The sequence below is a fragment of the Paenibacillus sp. RU5M genome, from assembly GCF_900221055.1.
Lineage (GTDB): Bacteria > Bacillota > Bacilli > Paenibacillales > Paenibacillaceae > Paenibacillus > Paenibacillus marchantiae.
The window spans coordinates 265,468-284,393 of the sequence record NZ_OBQM01000009.1; the positions used below are offsets into that span (position 1 = coordinate 265,468).

Annotated in this window: 19 protein-coding genes and 1 other annotated feature; of the genes, 8 read left to right on the forward strand and 11 right to left on the reverse strand. The window is 45.5% G+C overall.

What is annotated here, in order from left to right; genetic code table 11:
- Positions 1-134: 134 nt before the first annotated feature.
- From CRO25_RS24200 to CRO25_RS24215, 4 genes are all read right to left on the reverse strand, one after another.
- Positions 135-2,108 carry a penicillin-binding protein 2 gene (locus CRO25_RS24200; protein ID WP_079696715.1) on the reverse strand — a complete coding sequence of 658 codons (1,974 nt, stop codon included), beginning with the start codon at positions 2,106-2,108 and terminating at the stop codon, positions 135-137.
- Positions 2,109-2,394: 286 nt separating this feature from the next.
- Positions 2,395-4,419 (reverse strand): penicillin-binding protein 2, encoded by a 2,025-nt coding sequence (locus CRO25_RS24205; protein ID WP_079696678.1) that lies wholly within the window; start codon positions 4,417-4,419, stop codon positions 2,395-2,397.
- A 105-nt stretch (positions 4,420-4,524) separates the two neighbouring features.
- Entirely contained in the window at positions 4,525-5,622 is a 1,098-nt protein-coding gene (locus CRO25_RS24210; protein WP_079696716.1) for a transglutaminase domain-containing protein, read from the reverse strand.
- Between the two features lie 69 nt (positions 5,623-5,691).
- Positions 5,692-6,147: an ATPase gene (locus tag CRO25_RS24215; RefSeq protein ID WP_079696717.1), complete on the reverse strand. Its 456-nt coding sequence runs from the start codon at positions 6,145-6,147 to the stop codon at positions 5,692-5,694.
- Between the two features lie 216 nt (positions 6,148-6,363).
- On the opposite strand from CRO25_RS24215, the gene CRO25_RS24220 reads away from it, so the two are divergent.
- On the forward strand, positions 6,364-7,539 hold the full coding sequence (locus tag CRO25_RS24220) for an MFS transporter (protein ID WP_079696679.1): 1,176 nt from the start codon (positions 6,364-6,366) through the stop codon (positions 7,537-7,539).
- Between the two features lie 382 nt (positions 7,540-7,921).
- Entirely contained in the window at positions 7,922-8,269 is a 348-nt protein-coding gene (locus tag CRO25_RS24225; RefSeq protein WP_024631255.1) for a toprim domain-containing protein, read from the forward strand.
- Positions 8,270-8,349: 80 nt separating this feature from the next.
- On the opposite strand, the gene CRO25_RS24230 is transcribed toward CRO25_RS24225, so the two are convergent.
- Positions 8,350-8,961 carry an SCO family protein gene (locus tag CRO25_RS24230; RefSeq protein ID WP_079696718.1) on the reverse strand — a complete coding sequence of 204 codons (612 nt, stop codon included), beginning with the start codon at positions 8,959-8,961 and terminating at the stop codon, positions 8,350-8,352.
- Positions 8,962-9,191: 230 nt separating this feature from the next.
- The gene (gene cyoE, locus CRO25_RS24235; RefSeq protein WP_079696680.1) at positions 9,192-10,121 is read right to left on the reverse strand and encodes a heme o synthase; all 930 of its coding nucleotides are present in this window, start codon (positions 10,119-10,121) and stop codon (positions 9,192-9,194) included.
- Positions 10,122-10,374: 253 nt separating this feature from the next.
- Between cyoE and CRO25_RS24240 the strand changes: the two genes are divergently transcribed.
- On the forward strand, positions 10,375-11,355 hold the full coding sequence (locus CRO25_RS24240) for a metal-dependent hydrolase (protein ID WP_079696681.1): 981 nt from the start codon (positions 10,375-10,377) through the stop codon (positions 11,353-11,355).
- Between the two features lie 107 nt (positions 11,356-11,462).
- On the opposite strand, the gene CRO25_RS24245 is transcribed toward CRO25_RS24240, so the two are convergent.
- Positions 11,463-11,681 (reverse strand): alpha/beta-type small acid-soluble spore protein, encoded by a 219-nt coding sequence (locus CRO25_RS24245; RefSeq protein WP_017692386.1) that lies wholly within the window; start codon positions 11,679-11,681, stop codon positions 11,463-11,465.
- Between the two features lie 120 nt (positions 11,682-11,801).
- Between CRO25_RS24245 and CRO25_RS24250 the strand changes: the two genes are divergently transcribed.
- Positions 11,802-11,999: a hypothetical protein gene (locus tag CRO25_RS24250; RefSeq protein ID WP_063566137.1), complete on the forward strand. Its 198-nt coding sequence runs from the start codon at positions 11,802-11,804 to the stop codon at positions 11,997-11,999.
- Between the two features lie 110 nt (positions 12,000-12,109).
- Here CRO25_RS24250 and trpS read toward each other — a convergent pair whose 3' ends face one another.
- Entirely contained in the window at positions 12,110-13,102 is a 993-nt protein-coding gene (trpS, locus tag CRO25_RS24255) for a tryptophan--tRNA ligase (RefSeq protein WP_072735502.1), read from the reverse strand.
- A 64-nt stretch (positions 13,103-13,166) separates the two neighbouring features.
- Positions 13,167-13,432: a binding site (T-box leader), on the reverse strand.
- Positions 13,433-13,681: 249 nt separating this feature from the next.
- Here trpS and CRO25_RS24260 point away from each other — a divergent pair.
- Positions 13,682-14,656, forward strand: coding sequence for an aldose 1-epimerase (locus CRO25_RS24260; RefSeq protein ID WP_079696682.1), 975 nt, complete (start codon positions 13,682-13,684; stop codon positions 14,654-14,656).
- A gap of 200 nt (positions 14,657-14,856) precedes the next feature.
- Positions 14,857-15,090, forward strand: a complete 234-nt coding sequence (locus CRO25_RS24265; protein WP_063566140.1) for an alpha/beta-type small acid-soluble spore protein — start codon at positions 14,857-14,859, stop codon at positions 15,088-15,090.
- A gap of 78 nt (positions 15,091-15,168) precedes the next feature.
- Here the strand turns inward: CRO25_RS24265 and CRO25_RS24270 are convergent, their stop codons facing one another.
- Positions 15,169-15,582 carry an O-methyltransferase gene (locus tag CRO25_RS24270; RefSeq protein WP_079696683.1) on the reverse strand — a complete coding sequence of 138 codons (414 nt, stop codon included), beginning with the start codon at positions 15,580-15,582 and terminating at the stop codon, positions 15,169-15,171.
- 272 nt (positions 15,583-15,854) lie between these two features.
- Complete coding sequence (locus CRO25_RS24275; protein WP_079696684.1) at positions 15,855-17,654, reverse strand: M3 family oligoendopeptidase; 1,800 nt, start codon at positions 17,652-17,654, stop codon at positions 15,855-15,857.
- Positions 17,655-17,772: 118 nt separating this feature from the next.
- On the opposite strand from CRO25_RS24275, the gene CRO25_RS24280 reads away from it, so the two are divergent.
- Together CRO25_RS24280 and CRO25_RS24285 are read left to right on the forward strand one after the other, a co-directional pair.
- A complete protein-coding gene (locus tag CRO25_RS24280; protein WP_064506463.1) occupies positions 17,773-17,943 on the forward strand; it encodes a YycC family protein in 171 nt (56 codons plus the stop codon).
- Entirely contained in the window at positions 17,940-18,173 is a 234-nt protein-coding gene (locus tag CRO25_RS24285) for a hypothetical protein (protein ID WP_063566143.1), read from the forward strand. Before CRO25_RS24280 ends, CRO25_RS24285 begins: the two co-directional genes overlap by 4 nt.
- 17 nt (positions 18,174-18,190) lie before the next feature.
- Here CRO25_RS24285 and CRO25_RS24290 read toward each other — a convergent pair whose 3' ends face one another.
- Positions 18,191-18,922, reverse strand: coding sequence for a DUF2225 domain-containing protein (locus CRO25_RS24290; protein WP_063566144.1), 732 nt, complete (start codon positions 18,920-18,922; stop codon positions 18,191-18,193).
- Positions 18,923-18,926 lie beyond the last annotated feature (4 nt).

Below are 18,926 nucleotides of genomic sequence, written 5' to 3' on the forward strand. Positions count from 1 at the left end.
CAAATTTTAGCCGATGCAAAATAAAAAGGCAAGGGATAATTTCCCCTGCCTGTCCAATTGAGTATATGGGCGATTTAATTAGATTGTTTGTCTTTTTTCGCTTATCTGTGCTAATTCATTTGCGTTTCTTCACGTTACTCTGTATCTTTCCCCTGATTTTTCTTCCCTTTTGGAGTCCCATCAAGACCATACACTTCATCGTAAGCATCGAAAATTTTACGTGCAATCGGAGACGCACTAACCGATCCAAAGCCACCTTCAGGCACAACAACCGCTATAGCCAGCTTCGGATTATCCCGTGGTGCAAATGCGATAAATACTCCGTTTTCCTTTTTGTTCGGCCCTGTTCCCTGCTCCGAGGTTCCTGTTTTTCTCGCATAATCGTAGGGGAAACCGTCAAACGAACTTACTTTGGTAACCATACCCTTGTGCACTTCATTCCAGTAGGCATCCGCAAAATCAACCTCGTTTAACACTTTTGGTTTGATTTTCTTGACCACATTACCATCTGCATCACGGATTTCCTTCACCAAATGAGGTTCGATCCGTTTGCCTTTATTGGCAAGCATTGTCGTATATTGTGCAAGTTGAAGCGTTGTATATTTACCTTGCTGACCAAATGAGGCAAAAGCCAGACGTGTAAGAGCCGATTCATCTTTGTTTGTATACTCAAGTCTGCCCAAGAATTCACCAGGCAAGTCAACACCAGTTGATACACCCAAGCCAAATTCCTGCATGTGCTTGTGCCAAACATCAAGCCCTTTATCCGAGCCATACTTATTTAGAAGTCTCTTACCAACCATATCAATCATAAAGGCATTGGAAGATTTCTCAATAGCCCGTCTCGCTGTAATATTGCCATTATATGCTGAATGGGAGTTCTTCACTTGTCTCCCGTCTTTCCCTAAAATAGCATATCCTTGGTCGTGATACGTTTGCCCTGTCGTGAATAGTCCTTCTTTCAATCCAATCAATACACTGAGTGGCTTGATTACGGAACCTAGCAGTACAACGGATTCAGTATGTTTTTTCGAATCGTCCGGCGGGAAGGAAGCCATCGTTCCGTTGCGATAAACGTACTTGATCTTGTTATAATCCCAGTCATTCGGATCATAATCCGGCATACTCGCCATAGCCACTACATTGCCAGTATCCACTTCCATGGCTACCGCATATCCCGTAACGGCTTTCGGAAGCTTACGCAATTCATCCGTTATTGCCTGCTGTGCTACCATCTGAATTTCCTTATTAATTGTGGAGACCAGACTGTATCCCTTCTCCGGCGGAGTCTGTTGCATCGTACCCTCTGGCAAATTACGCAAATTAATATCAATGGATTGGTAGCCGCTACGCCCACGAAGCTCTTCCTGATATTGAAATTCAAGGCCATCAACTCCAACTTTTTCTTGCTGGGTATAGCGCAATCCTGGGTCGCGTTCTGTTGCTTCCGATTTGCTGATTTCTCTATACTTATCCAAGTTGTCCTGTTGGCCCTTGAACTCTCTTGTATATCCGATCACCTGAACTGCGACCCTATCGGGATCATACTTTCTTACGTTTTCCTCAAGTACCATAGCACCTGGATATTCAGCCTTTTTCTCCATAAAATAAGCAATTTCTTTCATGTTGAGATCCGATTTCACCAGACGAGGAGAATACCCATGTGCCTTCTGAGATTTGAGATCCAGTCTTTTAATGATCTCTTCTGCATCCGGCTGCTCCTTGTCCCCTGGATTAAACTGTTTAAACACAGCGGCCAGATTATGAGCCAGTTCCTCCGCTTCCTGTCTGCGGTCATCATTTCTATAATCCTCATACAACAATACATAGAGGGACTGCACAGGTTCCGAATAAGCCAGCGCAACTTCCCCTGTCGCATCGTAGATTGGCCCACGAACAGGGGCGAGCGGAATATCTTTGGTATTACGGCTGGTTTCCATATAGGTCAGTTCAGGTCCCTCGACAAATTGCACAAAGGCCAATCTGAAAATTAGGATACTGAATATCACAAACGCAGCGAAAAAAAACATATTCATTCTTACACTAGACGGCTTGTTGACTGGTGTATCTTCATTGGACATTTTCTTTTTCCTCAATCGGTTAAACATGGGATAAGCCTCTCCGTTCTTATGTAAAAGTAGTTCATCTATCACGCATATTGCATCAATCGGTTCAAATAACATACCTTTCCTTCTACAAGTCTATCAAAGGTCAACTGCCATGTCCTCCAGATTTTGGTTACATTTTCGTGAACATTCTCTTATATAAACGTGACATGCATGATGTTTGTTACATATTGATTTGCAGCAGCTTGTGGAAAAGAGACCTCTCAGTCCTGGCAAACGTAAAAAGGACCCTCGAAAGGGTCCCTTCTTTTGGAATCAAAGAATCACATTACTGTGTATCTGAGTCTTTATTTTTATCTTTCTTCGGTACACCGTCCAGACCAAACTCCTCGTCATACGCGTCGAAGATCGCACGTGCAACAGGGGCAGCACTGCTCGAACCAAAGCCCCCTTCAGGAATAACCACAGCTACAGCCAGCTTCGGATTGTTACGTGGTGCATAAGCAATAAACACCCCGTTATCCACCAATTTGCCTCCGACTAACTGTGTGGATGTACCTGTTTTTCTTGCAAAGTCATAAGGGAATCCACTAAACGCTGTTACTTCGGTTGCCATGCCTCGCTGTACTTCATTCCAGTAAGCATCATTAAAATCGACTGTGCTGAGCACTTTCGGTTTCATTTTCTCAACCACATTGCCTTCCGAATCACGGAACTCACTGACCAATTGCGGCTCCATGCGTTTTCCTTTATTCGCTAGCATCGTAGCATACTGTGCCAGCTGCATTGTTGTATACTTCCCTTGTTGTCCAAAGGAGGCATATACGAGCTTAGTAAGTGAGCTCTCTTCACTCTTAATGTATTCCAAGTAACCAGAATATTCATTAGGCAAATCTACTTCAGTAGGTACACCAAGTCCAAACTGCTTCATGTATTCATCCCATACGCCAATACCCTCTGCACCATACTTCGAGTACAGTTTCTTCCCGATCTCGTCAATCATGAACACGTTCGAGGAATGACGAATCGCATCACGAGGAGTTAACGAACCATACACGTGACCGGAGGAATTCTGTACTCTGCGGTTATCCCCACCAAAAGTCGTTGAACCTCTGTCTGAATATACTGTATTTGTTGTGAAAAAACCTTCCTTCAAACCAATCAATACACTAAGCGGTTTGATTGTGGAACCAAGCAATACAACAGATTCCGCTCGTTTATTTGAATCGTCTGGCGGGAATCCACGAATGGTACCATTTTGATAAATATATTTTATTTTATCGTAATCTTCAGTACTTATACCGCCAGTTCTCCAAACGTTCGTGTCGTAATCCGGCATACTGGCAGCAGCAACAATCTTCCCTGTATCCACTTCCATTGCGACTGCAAAACCTGTTTTTGCATTGGGATGCAGCTTACCGGAGACCTGATGTGTATGCAGCCAGCTTATTTGATCCAGTATCGCTTGTTCCGTTTTCACCTGAACATTTTTGTTAATCGTTGTAATCAGATCATACCCTTTTTCGGGTGGGGTAGAGCCTGCTACACCTTCAGGCAAGTTACGTAAGTCAACGTCCACGGAGTTATAACCGCTTTTCCCTCGCAGAACATCCTGATATTGCAGTTCCAGTCCATCAAAGCCAACAAACTCATTCTCGGTATATACAAGACCTGGGTCCGTTTGCTTTTTATTGGCCTCATCGACCTCTTTGTATTTATTGAGTGTTTTAGAGCTTTTGAACTTTTTGAGATAACCAATCGTCTGAACGGCTACCGTATCCGGATCATAGTAGCGCACACTTTCCTCTACAATCTGAATTCCCTTGAATTCATCCTTATGCTGTAGAAAGTAGGCCACTTCTTCATCGGACAGATCACTCTTGATCAGACGTGGCATGAACCCATTCGCTTTACGCGAATTGAGGTCCATTGCTTCTAAGATGTTATCGACCGTAAGGGCCTCGGAATCCTTTTTCTTATACTGCTCAAAAACATCATGCAGCCGGTTGGCGATGTCCTCCACTTCCGCTATATTCGGATTGGGTTTGGCATCCACATCCCCATAATTTTTGTATAAGGTCAGATACAAGGATTGAATCGGCTTAGAGTAAGCGAGCTTGACCTCGCCCGTGGAATCATAGATCGTTCCTCTCACGGGAGCGAGCGGTACATCTTTGGTAATGTTGCTCGCTTCCTCCTGACTGAGCTCAGGCCCTTCCACGAATTGCAAAAATGCCAGCCGTACAATAATAACGCTAAAAATAACAAAGGAAGCGAAGAAAAATACGTTCATCCGGTAACTGAAGCGCCGCTTGTCCGTAAGTTCGTCCTTCTCTTTTGAATGATTGTTCATTCATCCTACCTCTTTCATGACTTGATGCATACCGTCCAGAATTTACAGCCTCGGCATGATAACCTGGCAACGTCGTCATCTCCCGGACCCATGTCCGGCGTAATGTTATGCTGATTGATCTTTCAGATGGGTATCGGCAAAGTTAGGAGGATTGAACCAATCGCCACTGATTGCCCAAGTAGGGTCAAGCGGAATCCAGCTTTCCGAATCACTTAAATATATTTCATTCCAGGCATGCGGACCATAACCACCCTGCCCGTTATAACCAAGACCTGTAACCACTTTGACTTCCAGCCCCTGTGAACGAGCCATGACCGCATATAAACGCGCGTAATCGATACATACGCCTTGACGTGTATCAAATGTATTCTGTGGCGTCTGCTCGTGCCATATGCCCTTTTGCTCATAGTCATCCACTTTGCCATAGTCATATTGAATGCGAGAACCTACCCAGTCATATAATGCCCTGGCTTTCGCTTCATCTGTCGTTTGACCTTTCACAATTTCTTTTGCCGCAGATTCAATATCTGCCGGAATGTTATGGTCAATGACTTCATATTTGCGTTGCAGGATCGCGCCAAGTTCCTTTTGCACGGCTTGCGTAAATACAGGCAGCTTGTCTTTGATGAAAGTACCTGATAATGGCTCTATAACCGATTTGGCCCCTTGCATATAAATGGGTGAAGCCTCTACATAGCGACTAAACATGCTGCCCGGATAGAGACTGACAATCATGAACAACACGGCAATCACAATCATCCCTCGGACGGAGCCGATAACTGTACCAATCACAGCACCCGTAAAGCGGCTGAAAAACCCTTTTGGTCTGCTCTCTTGCTCTGCTGCACTGTATCTTCTGCTGAAAATAAGGGAAGAGAGCAATCCGAGAACCAATCGGATGAAGCCATAACTAATTACAAACAACACGGCAAACCGCATCAGCGGAAAATCAGCAATCGCCGTAATCAATGTATAATACATCTGCTCCCATCGGTTCAATTCACGGTTTGGCATGTCTGCCGCATGCACAGACAACCATTGCTGAACATATGGCGCAAGCCATAAGGTTAAACCGATGGATAACAGAATACCAATGACCGCCATAATGCCATCCATGAGGAATCCAAAGAGTCTTCCTGCCGAACGTGAAGCACCTCTGGACCACCCCTGAAGCAATGAAGCGGCCACAATCAGCAGCAGCATAATCGTTATGCCATTGAATTCTTTCAGACTATCCAGCCAACTTTGCAGCACGTATCCATTCCTCCTTTACTACGAAGACGGTGCTGTTCCGTTCTCCTGTGCCTGTTTGACAAAAGTTCGTATCGTTTCATTGTCGACCTTCCATTCACCCACTGAGATCCCCCGGAATGTAACATCGACTTTATCCGAATTCGTTCTACCCTTAATCTCCACATTGGGGCTTGTGATGGTAAATGCTCCATCCTGTCCCTTGGTGTATGTTGCTTTGGAAGCTTCTTTGAGCATCATGCTGGTCGCTTCCTTCTTCAATGTGTCCATCGTACTCGATTGAACGTCAGTAACTGTCTGTTTGATCTGATCAATGGAGATGCCGCTGTATATCAGTAGAGCCGCAATAATGATGATGGCAATCGCCCATTTCAATACGGTTTTGACCACGTTTAGAACAAAGAACAAAACGATCAACGCAACCACAATCACCAGCCAGTTCTGCATCACAAACTCTTTGATTACTTCTATGTTCATGACTACACCTTCCGTATTAGAGTTGATTATTAACACTTCTCGAATATTATACATGATTTCCGAAGCTGCTGTCAGCTAAGCCCTCCTATGTAAAAATAAACGGTCTAAGTTCGTCCCGCCGGGCGTACAAGTAGTACCATGAGGTTCTGTCCAAGGAACGGGGAACACATCATGACCAGTAATCGAACATGCATCGCTTAACAAGGAGGGGCTTATGTGAAAACGGCCATCTGGCTATATCTATTTTTGTTCCTTGCTATTTTTGATCTGCACGCGCAGTATCCAATCTTGACCCCTTTCGCTATCTCGCTCGGGGCGGCCCCGACCTTCATCGGCTGGATGATGGGCATCTATTCCTTGACTCATCTCCCAGGCAATCTGATTGCCGGAACCCAAATCGACAAACATGGCAGCCGTCGTTACATTGTATTCAGTTTGCTGGGTGCAGGCATCATTTTGCTAATCCAGGCTCAAATCCATACGCCATGGCAGCTGCTCGCCCTGCGCTCCGTCAGCGGGTTTGTACTTGCTTTTCTGTCTCCGGCCTGTCTCGCACTGCTTGCGCAATTATCAAATGATCCGATCAAGCAAGGCAAGTATATGTCAGGTCATGGCGTCGTACATACGCTGGCATCCGTGGTGTCCCCCGCCGCAGGCGCATTGATCGTCGGAGCTTTAGGATTTTCCGCCACCTTTGCGAGTCTCGGTTATCTGCTCATTCTGTCCGGCGTTATCGCATGGTTATCCATGCCCAAAGGCCTCGCTGAGGTTCAGCACGAAAAAGTGACCGAGCCCGCCATGCCTAGCAACCTGGCTGGAGAAAAAAGAAAATTCCTGCCCGTATCCTGGCGATATTTTGCTCTGCCCCTTGTCATTGCTTGTGCTCAAGGAATTCTTTTTTTTGAACTGCCTCTGCGTGGAGGCGGACATTCATCCATGATGTCTACCGGACTTTTGTTTTCCATTATCAGTGTTGGAGCTTTATTTACCCTGAGCATGCTATTTCTCAACCGTTACTCCCCCAAACTGCGGTTGATTGCAGGCGTGCTGCTGATGTCTTTATGTTTCTTTGTTATGGCGGCGATACCACAAATTCCGTTGTCTTCCGTGCTTTTCGTTCTGGGGATGTCCAAAGGCATTATTTTCCCAGCCATGGCAACACTCTTTATTCATTTAAGCGGCGGAAACAAGCTGGGTCGTATCTTCTCTTTACAATCCATTGCTACCTCCATCGGTTCTTTCATCGGCCCAATCACAGCAGGACAGCTTCGTGTGGGTTTATCGCCGTATTTCATTGCCTTTGTATTATTGATGATCGGCATTATGCTGCTCCCTTACTTCACAGCCAGACGGGAAGCTTCCCTATCTGATCCCAAAAGCATACTGGGTTGACCTTATCTAGATGGTCTATATCCAACCCCTTTGACAACCAAAAGGCTTGTATTTTTCTTGGCTTTGCATCATTCCCCCATTTACAGCTAAACTATATAAAATGGACTGATATTTACACACAAACGAGGTGACTTCTTCATCTTCAAGATTTCTTCTTAAATATCCTCATTAGGAATGGACGATCCGTAAACGGAACGACCACTGTTGCTGAGACATTCAGTTTCAGAGTGTGGTGGAAAAGAAGTTAGAAATCAAAGATGTTTCTGTCAGCGTAGTCGCACGTGTAAAAATTAGAAGGTCCATTTTATATAATCCAGTCGATTTTCGCTGCAACATTTCCCGGGGAATGTCGACATAAGCTCTCGATCAAGAGGTGAATATGATGCCTATTCATGTCATTGTGGAAGGTAAAAACGACCGCAGCAAACTCAAACGACTTGTAGGACCCGAAATCAACATTTTGTGCACGTTTGGAACACTGAATTCCCTCAAGCTTGAGTCGCTGCGCAAACAGGTTGGTTACGACGAGGTCTACTTATTTATGGATAATGACAGTTCGGGCAAAAAAATCAGGGGTGTGCTGCGAGATGCCTTCCCAGATGCAGTACAGATGTATACACGACGCGGTTACGCTGGTGTGGAGGGAACTCCCGATGAATATATCATCGCCCAGCTGGAGAAAGCCGGATTGGAATCGTATATCCAATATCCTGAATTCCCATCGTTTTAAACCGTAAGAGGCTGCTCGCCGGGATATTCATTCATCCTAGGAAGCAGCCTCTTTATTGGCTTGTTATTATGAACGCATTTTTATTCCTTGATCAGATTGCGAATGTCTTCCGCAATGACTGCTGGTTCAACATCCTCTGTATTAAACGCATTGTATACCTTGCGCAACTGGTTATTCCGATCCACTAATCCAATCATGTTCATATGGGCAAAATCGTCCTTGTTCTCACCCTGAATGAGGATCTGGAATGAATCCTTGGCGAGCTGCTTCGTTTGATCCATATCCCCCCGCAGGAAGTACCAGCCATTATAATCCGCATGGAATCGATCTGCAAATTCCTTAATCTTCTCCTTAGTATCCACTTTCGGATCAAACGAGATGGATACAAAGGAGACATCCTTACCAAAGGTATCGTCCTCTTTTAACAGATCCTGCACCTGGGATAACGTAAACGTCGTAATTGGGCACACATCCGGACAACTGGTGAAATAAAAGTAGAACAAACGCACCTTGCCTTTGGTATCATCCAGAGATACTGTGCTTCCATCCACATTTTCCATCGAAAAGGATTGAATCTCCCGAATTTCGGGTAACTTTTCCTTGCTGGCAAATACGGTGCCCCACATTAAATACACCGCCATAATTAGTGCAAGCCCTAACAGCATCCATGTCCATTTATACTTTTTTAGCATCATTATCGTCCCTTCCGACTATCAGATCATATGAATACGCATACATAAAGTTTTAACGGTTATCTATAAAATTCATGGACTTGGATCGTGTTTTTAATGACTTTTCCTCATTCCCATACCACTTTGATGCATATGTATACCAAGAACCCAACCGACAATGGGCCCCTTGTTATTGTAACTGTTCCACGGACCCGTGCCCATCTAATGTTTATTAAAGCATTTCATGCTGCTCATTTGTGCGCTGTATCCAGAATCATCAATATAAAACTCAAAGAAAGATAGTTAATGGAGTAAAGGAATACCTTTTTGGCCCAGGCATCTGTATTTTGTGCACGAAAACCTTTAAGTGCGTAGTACAGCCACAGTACGGAAAGTATCAGTGAGACGGTAAGATAGAAGATTCCTGCATACCCGTAAGCATACATGAGGACCGGGACAAAGATTTGCAAAACCAGATAAGGAATCATCTGAATCTTGGTCCGTTCAATACCCTTTACAACCGGTAGTAGTGGAAATCCACCAGCCCGATAATCTTCCACCCTGCGGATCGCGAGCGCCCAGAAGTGTGGAGGCTGCCATAAAAACAACATGGCCAGAAGCAGCCATGCGCCAAGATCCATCCGTCCAGTTACTGCGACATAACCGATGACTGGCGGCATTGCACCAGACAGACCGCCAATGGAGGTGCTCCATGTCGACGAACGTTTTAACCAAAGGGTGTACATAATCACATAGACAAACATGCCAAAAATGCCGCATAATCCGGCAAGTACCCCGGAGAAGGAAAAGAGTACGGATAATCCAATCACACCCAAAATAATGGCATAGGATAGAACGACTTTGGGTGTTAAACGTCCTGTTGGCAAGGACCTGTTGCGGGTACGTTCCATTTTGAGATCAAGTTCACGGTCAAAGTAATTGTTAAATACACAAGAAGAAGCCATAATCAGTACCGTTCCAAGCAGGGTCAGCAGCATCTTGCCGTAGTTAACGTCCCACTGGGATGCAAGCCAAAAGCCACCAAAAACCGCAATAAGGTTGGTTCGAAGAATGCCCGGTTTCGTAATATGGATAAAATCTTTCCACGTCCCTGACTTCATCGGAGGTGCAGATCGTGTTGCTGAATCGGAAGAAGCCTGGTATCTCAATGGATTGTCCATGCTTGTGAATCCCCCTTCTTCTTGATCTCATGGAGGTTTCTCTCTCTGCCTCCGATATAAAGTTTATCACAGGAAAAGGAAAAAGAGTTTGACAATGCTCGTACAATTGCTGTCAATTGAGCAGGTTCTTGTCATATCTTTGGAAATTAGGGTGTTTTGCTTCCCGGTAGGCGGATAATATACACTATATATGGGTATCACCTAGATAGAGAAGCAACTCGCATTAACGATACACCACACAAAGGAGACGTTTATGGATACTTCTACACATTTTGTCATGGGGATTGGTTTGGCCGGTCTGGCTTATGTCGATCCTGTTGTCGCGACGAGTCCCATGCTCGCAGCTGCGGTCATGGTTGGTACCATTGCAGGCTCGCAGGCTCCTGACATCGACACTGCGTTACGTCTCAAAAGTAACTCGCTCTACATTCGGAATCACCGGGGTATGTCTCATTCATTGCCATTTCTCCTGTTATGGGTTCTGCTCATCACCGGTGTCATTGCACTGATCTTCCCGGGTGTCGCTGTTGGACACGTCGCGGCCTGGACTGCTGTCGCCGTAGGCGTGCACGTTTTTACCGATTTATTCAATACCTATGGAACCCAGGCAGCACGACCTTTTACAGAACGCTGGATTGCCTGGAACATCATTCATATTTTTGATCCGTTTCTGTTTACCACACATGTGCTGGCCATTTTGTTATGGGCTTTCGATCTGATCGCCCCTGCTCCACTCTTTGTTTCACTGTATATTTTGATTGGCTTGTATTATGTATGGCGGACAATAGCACGTGCTATGGCTGTTAGACAGGTGAAGCGACTCGATAAAAATAATTCTGAGGCTCATTATATGGTCATCCCAACGATATCCTGGAACCGCTGGCATGTGGTGAAGAGATATGTAGACGGCAGTTATGAGATTGGCAAAATGGATCATTCCGTCCTAACCTGGAATCTCCATGCTTCATCGTCCACTCACGCGGCTGTCGCCGCCTCACGCAAATCTCCTGAAGTCACTGCGTTTCTGTACTTCACCTCCTATGCTGTTGCAGAGGTGGAAGAATTACCAGCAGGATACAAGGTTCGCTGGGCAGATGTGCGTTATCGACACCGCAAACAATATCCATTTGTCGCTGTAGTCGTTATGGATCGAAATTTCGAAACGATTGATACGTATGTCGGCTGGTTAAGTGACGAGAAAATGGATAAAAAACTTTTATCCGCACGCTCTTGACGAAAGGTGCACGGAAGGGCACAATCAGACATAGGAACGAATGCGCGCGAGAAAGCCCGGAGCGTTTCCGCTCCGGGCTTCTGCTTGTTGCTTTTTGGTTATAATAATTATTTGCCAGACCCAGCCAGAGACTGCTCAGCGATTTGTACCAGACGTTTGGTGATATACCCGCCCAGAGATCCTGTCTCACGGGAAGTGTAGTTACCGTAGTAACCGTCTTGTGGGATAGTTACACCCAGTTCTTGTGCAGCTTCGATTTTCAATTGTTGCAGTGCTGAGTTTGCTTGAGGTACCACCAAGTTGTTAGAACGAGATCCTTGAGCCATATTTAAAATCTCCCTTCAATCTGTGTCTGTAATGTAATTGCAAGCTTGCAAGATTATTATGGCTCGTGTGCTTCAGGTTATACGGAATTTCATCAAATTTCTATATGGAGGTTTTTCCCAATGAGCAAAGGTTTATCGCTATGGTTTGCATTCTCTTCGATTATGTTGTTAGCGGTTACGGCGATTATGATCTCTTACTCCGGCTGGTTGGCTACGCTGCTGTTTGTCGTATCCGTTGCCAACATCGGCTGGGGATTCGTTATTCGCGCAAAGAAAGAGCGTCGTGAAGCACGTACCACCTCGGAAACCGCCTCTTGACCGGTAAACTTCATAGGTATAGTACGAAACGATAATAAAGAGGAGCCCCATCAGGGCTCCTCTTTATTACATGAACAATTCATCTACTTTAAGTTACTTGCCTCGTCCAACTACAACGTACGTCTAGGAACAAACCCCATACGTTCTTTAACCGCATTAAGTGTCTGAGAAGCCACCGCTTCTGCCCGACGAGCTGAAGTTTCCAGGATGTCTGCTAATTCGCCAGACTCACGAATCTCACGATACCGTTCCTGTAAAGGTTCAATAACGGATACGACCACTTCAGCCAGTTCTTTTTTGAACGGACCATACATTTTGCCTTCATAACGCTCCGCTACTTCTTTCAATGACAGACCTGCGCATTCAGCGTAGATACTCATCAGGTTGCTGACCTCAGGTTTGTTTGCCGGATCATATACAACTTCACGACCGGAATCGGTTGTGGCACGACTGATTTTTTTGCGGATGACATCTGGCGGATCAAGCAAGGCAATGTAGCTGCCTGCATTGGGATTACTTTTGCTCATTTTGGAAGATGCATCATCCAGTGACATTACACGAGCACCCACCTGTGGAATATAAGGGTCTGGAATCGTGAAATACTCACCATAACGGTGGTTAAAGCGTCCCGCCAGATCGCGTGTCAGTTCCAGATGCTGCTTCTGATCCTCTCCTACAGGCACAAGATCAGCATTATACAGCAAAATATCAGCAGCCATTAATGAAGGATAGACAAACAGCCCGGCGCCAACGGAATCTTTACCGGATGATTTGTCCTTGAACTGAGTCATGCGTTCGAGCTCGCCCATCGATGTCAGTGTAGTCATCAACCAGCCCAATTCCGCGTGCTGCGGTACATGGGATTGCAGAAACACATTGGATTTCGTAGGATCGATTCCTGCTGCGATGAATAAGGCAGCTACCGCCTCAGATTGCTCACGCAGCGCTGCTGGCTCTTGAGCTACCGTTACAGCGTGAAGATCAACCACCATGAAGTGACATTGGTAGTCATGCTGCAATTTCACAAAGTTCTTAATTGCTCCGATGTAGTTGCCCAATGTGAGCTTGCCACTCGGCTGAATTCCCGAAAGTACTGTTTTCATTTCACATAACGCCTCCTATTTGTTTTGTTCCTATTCTCCGCGAACGCAAAAAGGCCCCACATCCGCAAGGGACGTGAGACCGTGGTGCCACCCTTATTCGCATTTCTCCATTCCTCTAGACCTGATTAAATCATGTAGAAGAAATGCCTTCATTTCTCCGTAACGTGGAGTATACGTCCGATTCTACTAAGGATAGCCCTGGATCAGACTTCGCCTGTTCAAACCAGCACTCAAGGGTCCATTCGGTAAAGAGTTCACACCGGTTCACATCATCCACCGGCTTTCTGAAGAGAGTTCTCTTGGCTTACTTGTCCCTGTCATCGCTTTGCTTATCATTCATTGGATAAAACGCATCGTTCAGAATACCATCTTAATCCGCACGAAGCAGAATGTCAAAATGGGAATAGCTTTTTTTACCCACTTCACAGAAATCTGTTATGATGGAATTGCTTATCCTAATCACCAGCATTCATTCGGTATGCTAATGGGATAAGTGGCATGTACACAATGACACGCCTGCAACGGCAGATAGGAATGGTCGTTTGCAGACAGATTTCAAGTGGGAAAAGGAGCATCGATATGAAAAAAGTGACCAAAGGCCAATGGAATGGTTACGACACGTATATCCTACATAGCCGTGAATTGGAGATTACCCTGCTGCCACGTCTTGGAAATAATATTATTTCGATTCGCGATCTGGTGCAGGGCCGCGATGTCGTTCGCAGTCCGGAAGAAGACGAACTTGCCTTTTATTTGCAGAAGCCGTATCACTTCGGCGTTCCGCTTCTTGTTCCGCCAGGCCGCATTCATCGAGGACAATTCGAATATGAGGGAGTTCATTACCAATTCGATCAGAATACGGCCAATGACAACCATATTCACGGCCTCCACCGCAGCCAGTCCTGGTGTGTCAGCGACATCGAAGAAGATGAAGATGGCTGTGCAATTACAACGGAATTATTAACTGAAAATGAAAAGCATTGGATGGCTCAATTTCCAATTCCTTTGAAGCTTGAGATGACGTTCAGACTACAAAACGCGGTGTTAAGCCAGCGTCTGCGTGTGACCAATCTGAGCTCTACTCCTGCTCCTTTTGGAATGGGATATCATACATGGTTTCTGCTTGACGGCAAACCTGCCGAATGGTCACTTCAACTTCCTGTGTCCGGAATTTACGCTCAGAATGAAGAACAACTGCCTACTGGTGAGATTGAATCTCTCGGAGAATGGTCTTCTTTGAACGAAGGCATGAACATGCAAGGACGAAACTGGGATACCATTTTGAAAGCTGCCGAAGGGCAACCAGCAGTAGCTCACTTGCGCAGACAGGATGGATATACGCTGAAATATTCAGCGGATGAAGCATATTTCAAACATTGGGTCCTCTTTACAAAGGGCGAATCCGATCAATTTCTATGCATTGAACCTTATACCTGGCTTCCTGATGCACCCAATTTGAATTTAACAGACGAGCAAACGGGACTGATTCGTCTAGAACCTGAACAGCCCGTTGAGCTATTTACACGTATTGAGATTGTTCCGCCAACCGAGTAGTAATCTTGTACTCTCAGGGATCTTCTAGGAACATAACCCCTATTTTTTCCTTTTATTCTACATAGCCGATCCATACTGGGTCGGCTTTTTTCATGTTATATCTCATTTCTATTATCCAAATTTTACCTTACGCCATATCATGCATATTTCCTCATTCTCTAACCATACTAACATCACCAAGCCATAAGGAGGTGACACACATGTACGGAGGTCAAAACCAAGGTAGCGGAAGCCGCTCCAACAATCTGGTTGTTCCCCAAGCAAACGCAGCATTGCAACAATTGAAAATTGAAGCTGCACAAGAGCTGGGTGTAACTATTCCCCAAGACGGTTACTACGGTAACTACACTTCCCGTGAGACAGGTTCTCTGGGTGGTTACATCACTAAACGTCTGGTCCAAATCGCTGAGCAGCAATTATCGGGTCGTTCGTAAGCTCGTAATTTGTGCTCGTATATGCAACAACAAAAAGCGGCCTTCCTCGGAAGTGCCGCTTTCCTGTGCTCATCACAATTATGAAGACGACTCCATGCCTGAATCAATGTATGTATTGGTTCTTGGATAACGAATCATCAGGTTCGCCATATTATAGTTGGACTCCATCGTGGCATCAACCAGAATCATGCCTTGTCTTACTGTAAAATCATATGCAATTTCTCCATGAGTCCAATTTCGCTTGAATTTCAAAGTCTCCAGTGCCATTGCGCGGAAAGAAGAGCGCTGGGTTTCGTTTAATCCACCGTCCTCCACTTCCATTTGACCGTCTCGTCCGGTTATCGGATTATGTCGAATCCCAAACTTCCCAATTACATTATTTCGTATTTGCACAAAAACCACACCTGAATCTAACCCTGATAATTCATGATCAAGCTCTTTGAACACCAAATCCAACTGTCGTGCTAATGAAAGCTGGTCAATTTTTACCATAACGCTCCTCCTTTATGCACTTCATCCTACAAAACAAGGACTTACGACTCATTATATGACAACAAATGTGGTCATTCAACAAAGTCAAACAAACTTGGGTAATTATAACTATAATTTGCACAATTAATTGCCATTTTGCGTCCTTTTAGCGAGTTATTTCTCTCAATTGCGACAAAATATTTAGTGGGACCTTAACTTTAAAAAACACAAAAAGGGCCGCAACCCCGTATGCATTTACACAGGATTGCAGCCTCATTTCATATATAGGAATACTATTTTGCGGATTCTGTCATCTCAAGAAATTGATCAATATCGGCAATGACCAGGTTCGCTGCATTTTGCCAGAAACCAGGTTGTGTGAGATCTGTACCCAGATGTTTCTGAGCCAGTTCTTCTACCGTCATTCGGCCCGTATCTCGCAGCAAATCATCGTATTTATCGGCAAATGCCGTACCTTCCTCCTGCGCTCTGGCGTATATGCCTGCACTGAACATATACCCGAACGTATACGGGAAATTGTAGAATGGTACACCTGTCAGATAGAAATGTAGCTTGGATGCCCAGAAATGCGGATGATCGGATGCAAGTGCACCACAGAACGCTTCTTGCTGTGCTTCCACCATCAGTTTGGACAACTCATCTGCATTCACCAAACCTTGTTTGCGTTGCTCATAGAACCGATTTTCGAACAGGAAACGAGCGTGAATATTCATGAAGAACGCAACGCTTCGTTGAATCTTGTCTTCAAGCAGAGCTAGCTTCTCTTGCTCATCCGTTGCTGCCTGAACCAGAGCATCGGCTACAATCAGCTCAGCAAAGGTAGATGCCGTTTCCGCCACATTCATGGCGTAGCGTTGATTCAAGGCTGGCAGTTCTTCCATGATGTGCTGATGATATCCGTGACCAAGTTCATGAGCAAGTGTCGACACATTCGACGGCGTCCCAGAGAAGGTCATGAAAATACGTGTTGCTTTGCTGAGTGGCAAGGACGTACAGAATCCCCCTGGACGCTTGCCAGCACGGTCCTCTGCTTCGATCCAACGTTTCTCAAACGCCATCTCTGCAAATTTGGAAAGTTTGGGACTGAACTTGGCGAATTGATGAACAATATTGATAGCTGCCTCGTCATATGTGACTTTTCCACCCGACTTGCCTACGGGTGCATCTACGTCACTCCAGCTGAGTTTCTCTACACCTAGCAGTTTTGCCTTGCGCTCCAAATATCGAACCAATGCAGGTTTGGCACCGTTAATTACGTCCCACATCGTATCAAGCGTCTGGCGCGACATCCGGTTGATCGCTAAAGGTTCCTTGAGAATGTCATCCCAGCCGCGCTTCTCATACAATTTGAGACGGAAACCGGCGAGATGGTTTAATGTATCTGCGCAGAAGTCTTCGACATCCGTCCAAGCCTGTTCCCAGTTAGCGAATACAGTCTCGCGCACATTTCGGTCACTGTCGCTCAGCTTATTCGCAGCCTGACCTGCGGATAACATCACCGTTTCACCATTTTGTTCAAATGGGATGTTAACCTTGCTTACAATGGTGTTATAGAATTTGCCCCACCCATGGTAACCATCTACGCCGAGATCCAGCGCAAGACCTTCAAGTTCAGGTGACAGCTTCTCACGAGCTAGCGTGCGGCTCTCGTTCAGTGCAAAGGCCAGCGGCTGAATATCTTCCCGAGCAATCCATGCTTCCCATACAGAGTCTGTCGTCTGGCTAAGCGTATTGTCGAATTGGGACTTGGTACTGTTCAACATCGCGCCAAGAGAACTCATGGTTCCCTGAAGCTGAACTGCTTTTTTATCATTTTGGTTTTGTGAAGAAAGACAGGACACAAATGCCGACCCTTCCGAAATTCGGATATAACAGCTCTGAAGCAGTTCAAGGATCGGATCAAATGCATTCGTTTCTTCCAGCGACTTGGGTGCAGGTGTTTCTTTCAAAAGAGCTTGCAGCTTGCGTACATCCTGCTCCAGCTCAATCAAATACGCAGCGAACGACTCGGAGGCAGAACCTCCACTAAAAATGGACTCCAGATCCCAGACGGGTTGTAATGGTGTTTTCATTTAAATAAGGCACCTCTCTCAGTAGAATGGATAATTAACCTTGAATTAGAACTGGTTTTATAAGCGCTATATCTCTATACTAGAGAAATAGTTTAAGCTATTTTCAGGAGGTAATCGTATGAAACCTTTACAAGTCTCGGCTGACACAGCCGTCAAATTAGCAGAATCTCTGGGTGTTCCCCTCGAACATCTGATGCATATGCCGCAGCATATTCTGATGCAGAAAATCGCCGAGTTGGCCAAAGAAGAAGCGGCTAAACCTGCCTCTACGGAAGGCGAGCAAGAATGATCCCCTTTGAGAACAGCTGGCCTTACGATATTGTAATGGGGGACATTTATGTACAGCAATGTCCGTACTGCCATGCAAACAATGTACTGCTGCCGCTCAAACCGAAGGAGCTTGTACGCATTCGCGAAGGCAAAAAGAAATTGCTGGTCTTTCCTTGTTGTAATGCCAGCATGACCGTGATCGACAACGATAGTGATTACCTGCTTTCCAGTCGTCCTGTCCGCAATTAGAGAACAACTGTCACTTATCAAATGGGGCTGCGTTTCGCAGCCTCTTTGTCTGCTTCAATCATTTCATCTGGCAATTCCAGCTTGCTCGAAATCATCTGTTCCCGCAGTAATGCCCACTGCTCTCGCGAAGCTCGAATCATGGCAGCATCGGTAATGCGCTTGTCATGAATAACCCTGCCGAACCATTTTACAGCCTCATGGAATCGACCTACTCTGCGGTTCAACTCTCCCAATAGATAAAGAAGCTTGGCTTCATTCCCGCCAGTACCTTCCCGTTCATAAACCTTTACATAAGCCTCAAGGCTAAATTCAAGAAAACGGTTTTCCTGGGTATGATCCTCCATGTACCGATACAGCCAGGCAATATGATGCAGCAGGCCTGCAACGACACGATCTTTCTCCTGAATAACCTGCGCAACCAACAGTCCAAGCTTGTACGAATCCATCGCCTGTTCCAGTGTCCGTGCTCCGCTATAGTCTCGTTTCACCCAACGATTGCCGATCTGCTCCTTAAAAGCCTTGCGCTGTTTATCGTTTAATTGTTCTGTCGAATTCTCTGTCGAAGCAAATCCACACTCAGGACAAATTCGAACAACATAGAAATCCGGATTTTCCCGCTTGTAGTACGCACAAAAATCGGAATCCGTCCGATATGGCCGTTTTAAGCTTGGTCTTACGCGTGAGGTATCATACTCAGTCTCGCAATAATGACACTTCACCTTTACCTTATACAGAGGCTCTAATTCCACTCAT

What these genes read in the sequence shown, in the direction of transcription:
- CRO25_RS24200 (WP_079696715.1), bottom strand. Translation starts at nt 2,108, where the DNA reads ATGTTTAACCGATTGAGGAAAAAGAAAATGTCCAATGAAGATACACCA.
- CRO25_RS24205 (WP_079696678.1), bottom strand. Translation starts at nt 4,419, where the DNA reads ATGAACAATCATTCAAAAGAGAAGGACGAACTTACGGACAAGCGGCGC.
- CRO25_RS24210 (WP_079696716.1), bottom strand. Translation starts at nt 5,622, where the DNA reads ATGCTGCTGCTGATTGTGGCCGCTTCATTGCTTCAGGGGTGGTCCAGA.
- CRO25_RS24215 (WP_079696717.1), bottom strand. Translation starts at nt 6,147, where the DNA reads ATGAACATAGAAGTAATCAAAGAGTTTGTGATGCAGAACTGGCTGGTG.
- CRO25_RS24225 (WP_024631255.1), top strand. Translation starts at nt 7,922, where the DNA reads ATGCCTATTCATGTCATTGTGGAAGGTAAAAACGACCGCAGCAAACTC.
- CRO25_RS24230 (WP_079696718.1), bottom strand. Translation starts at nt 8,961, where the DNA reads ATGCTAAAAAAGTATAAATGGACATGGATGCTGTTAGGGCTTGCACTA.
- cyoE (WP_079696680.1), bottom strand. Translation starts at nt 10,121, where the DNA reads ATGGACAATCCATTGAGATACCAGGCTTCTTCCGATTCAGCAACACGA.
- CRO25_RS24240 (WP_079696681.1), top strand. Translation starts at nt 10,375, where the DNA reads ATGGATACTTCTACACATTTTGTCATGGGGATTGGTTTGGCCGGTCTG.
- CRO25_RS24245 (WP_017692386.1), bottom strand. Translation starts at nt 11,681, where the DNA reads ATGGCTCAAGGATCTCGTTCTAACAACTTGGTGGTACCTCAAGCAAAC.
- CRO25_RS24250 (WP_063566137.1), top strand. Translation starts at nt 11,802, where the DNA reads ATGAGCAAAGGTTTATCGCTATGGTTTGCATTCTCTTCGATTATGTTG.
- trpS (WP_072735502.1), bottom strand. Translation starts at nt 13,102, where the DNA reads ATGAAAACAGTACTTTCGGGAATTCAGCCGAGTGGCAAGCTCACATTG.
- CRO25_RS24260 (WP_079696682.1), top strand. Translation starts at nt 13,682, where the DNA reads ATGAAAAAAGTGACCAAAGGCCAATGGAATGGTTACGACACGTATATC.
- CRO25_RS24265 (WP_063566140.1), top strand. Translation starts at nt 14,857, where the DNA reads ATGTACGGAGGTCAAAACCAAGGTAGCGGAAGCCGCTCCAACAATCTG.
- CRO25_RS24270 (WP_079696683.1), bottom strand. Translation starts at nt 15,582, where the DNA reads ATGGTAAAAATTGACCAGCTTTCATTAGCACGACAGTTGGATTTGGTG.
- CRO25_RS24275 (WP_079696684.1), bottom strand. Translation starts at nt 17,654, where the DNA reads ATGAAAACACCATTACAACCCGTCTGGGATCTGGAGTCCATTTTTAGT.
- CRO25_RS24280 (WP_064506463.1), top strand. Translation starts at nt 17,773, where the DNA reads ATGAAACCTTTACAAGTCTCGGCTGACACAGCCGTCAAATTAGCAGAA.
- CRO25_RS24285 (WP_063566143.1), top strand. Translation starts at nt 17,940, where the DNA reads ATGATCCCCTTTGAGAACAGCTGGCCTTACGATATTGTAATGGGGGAC.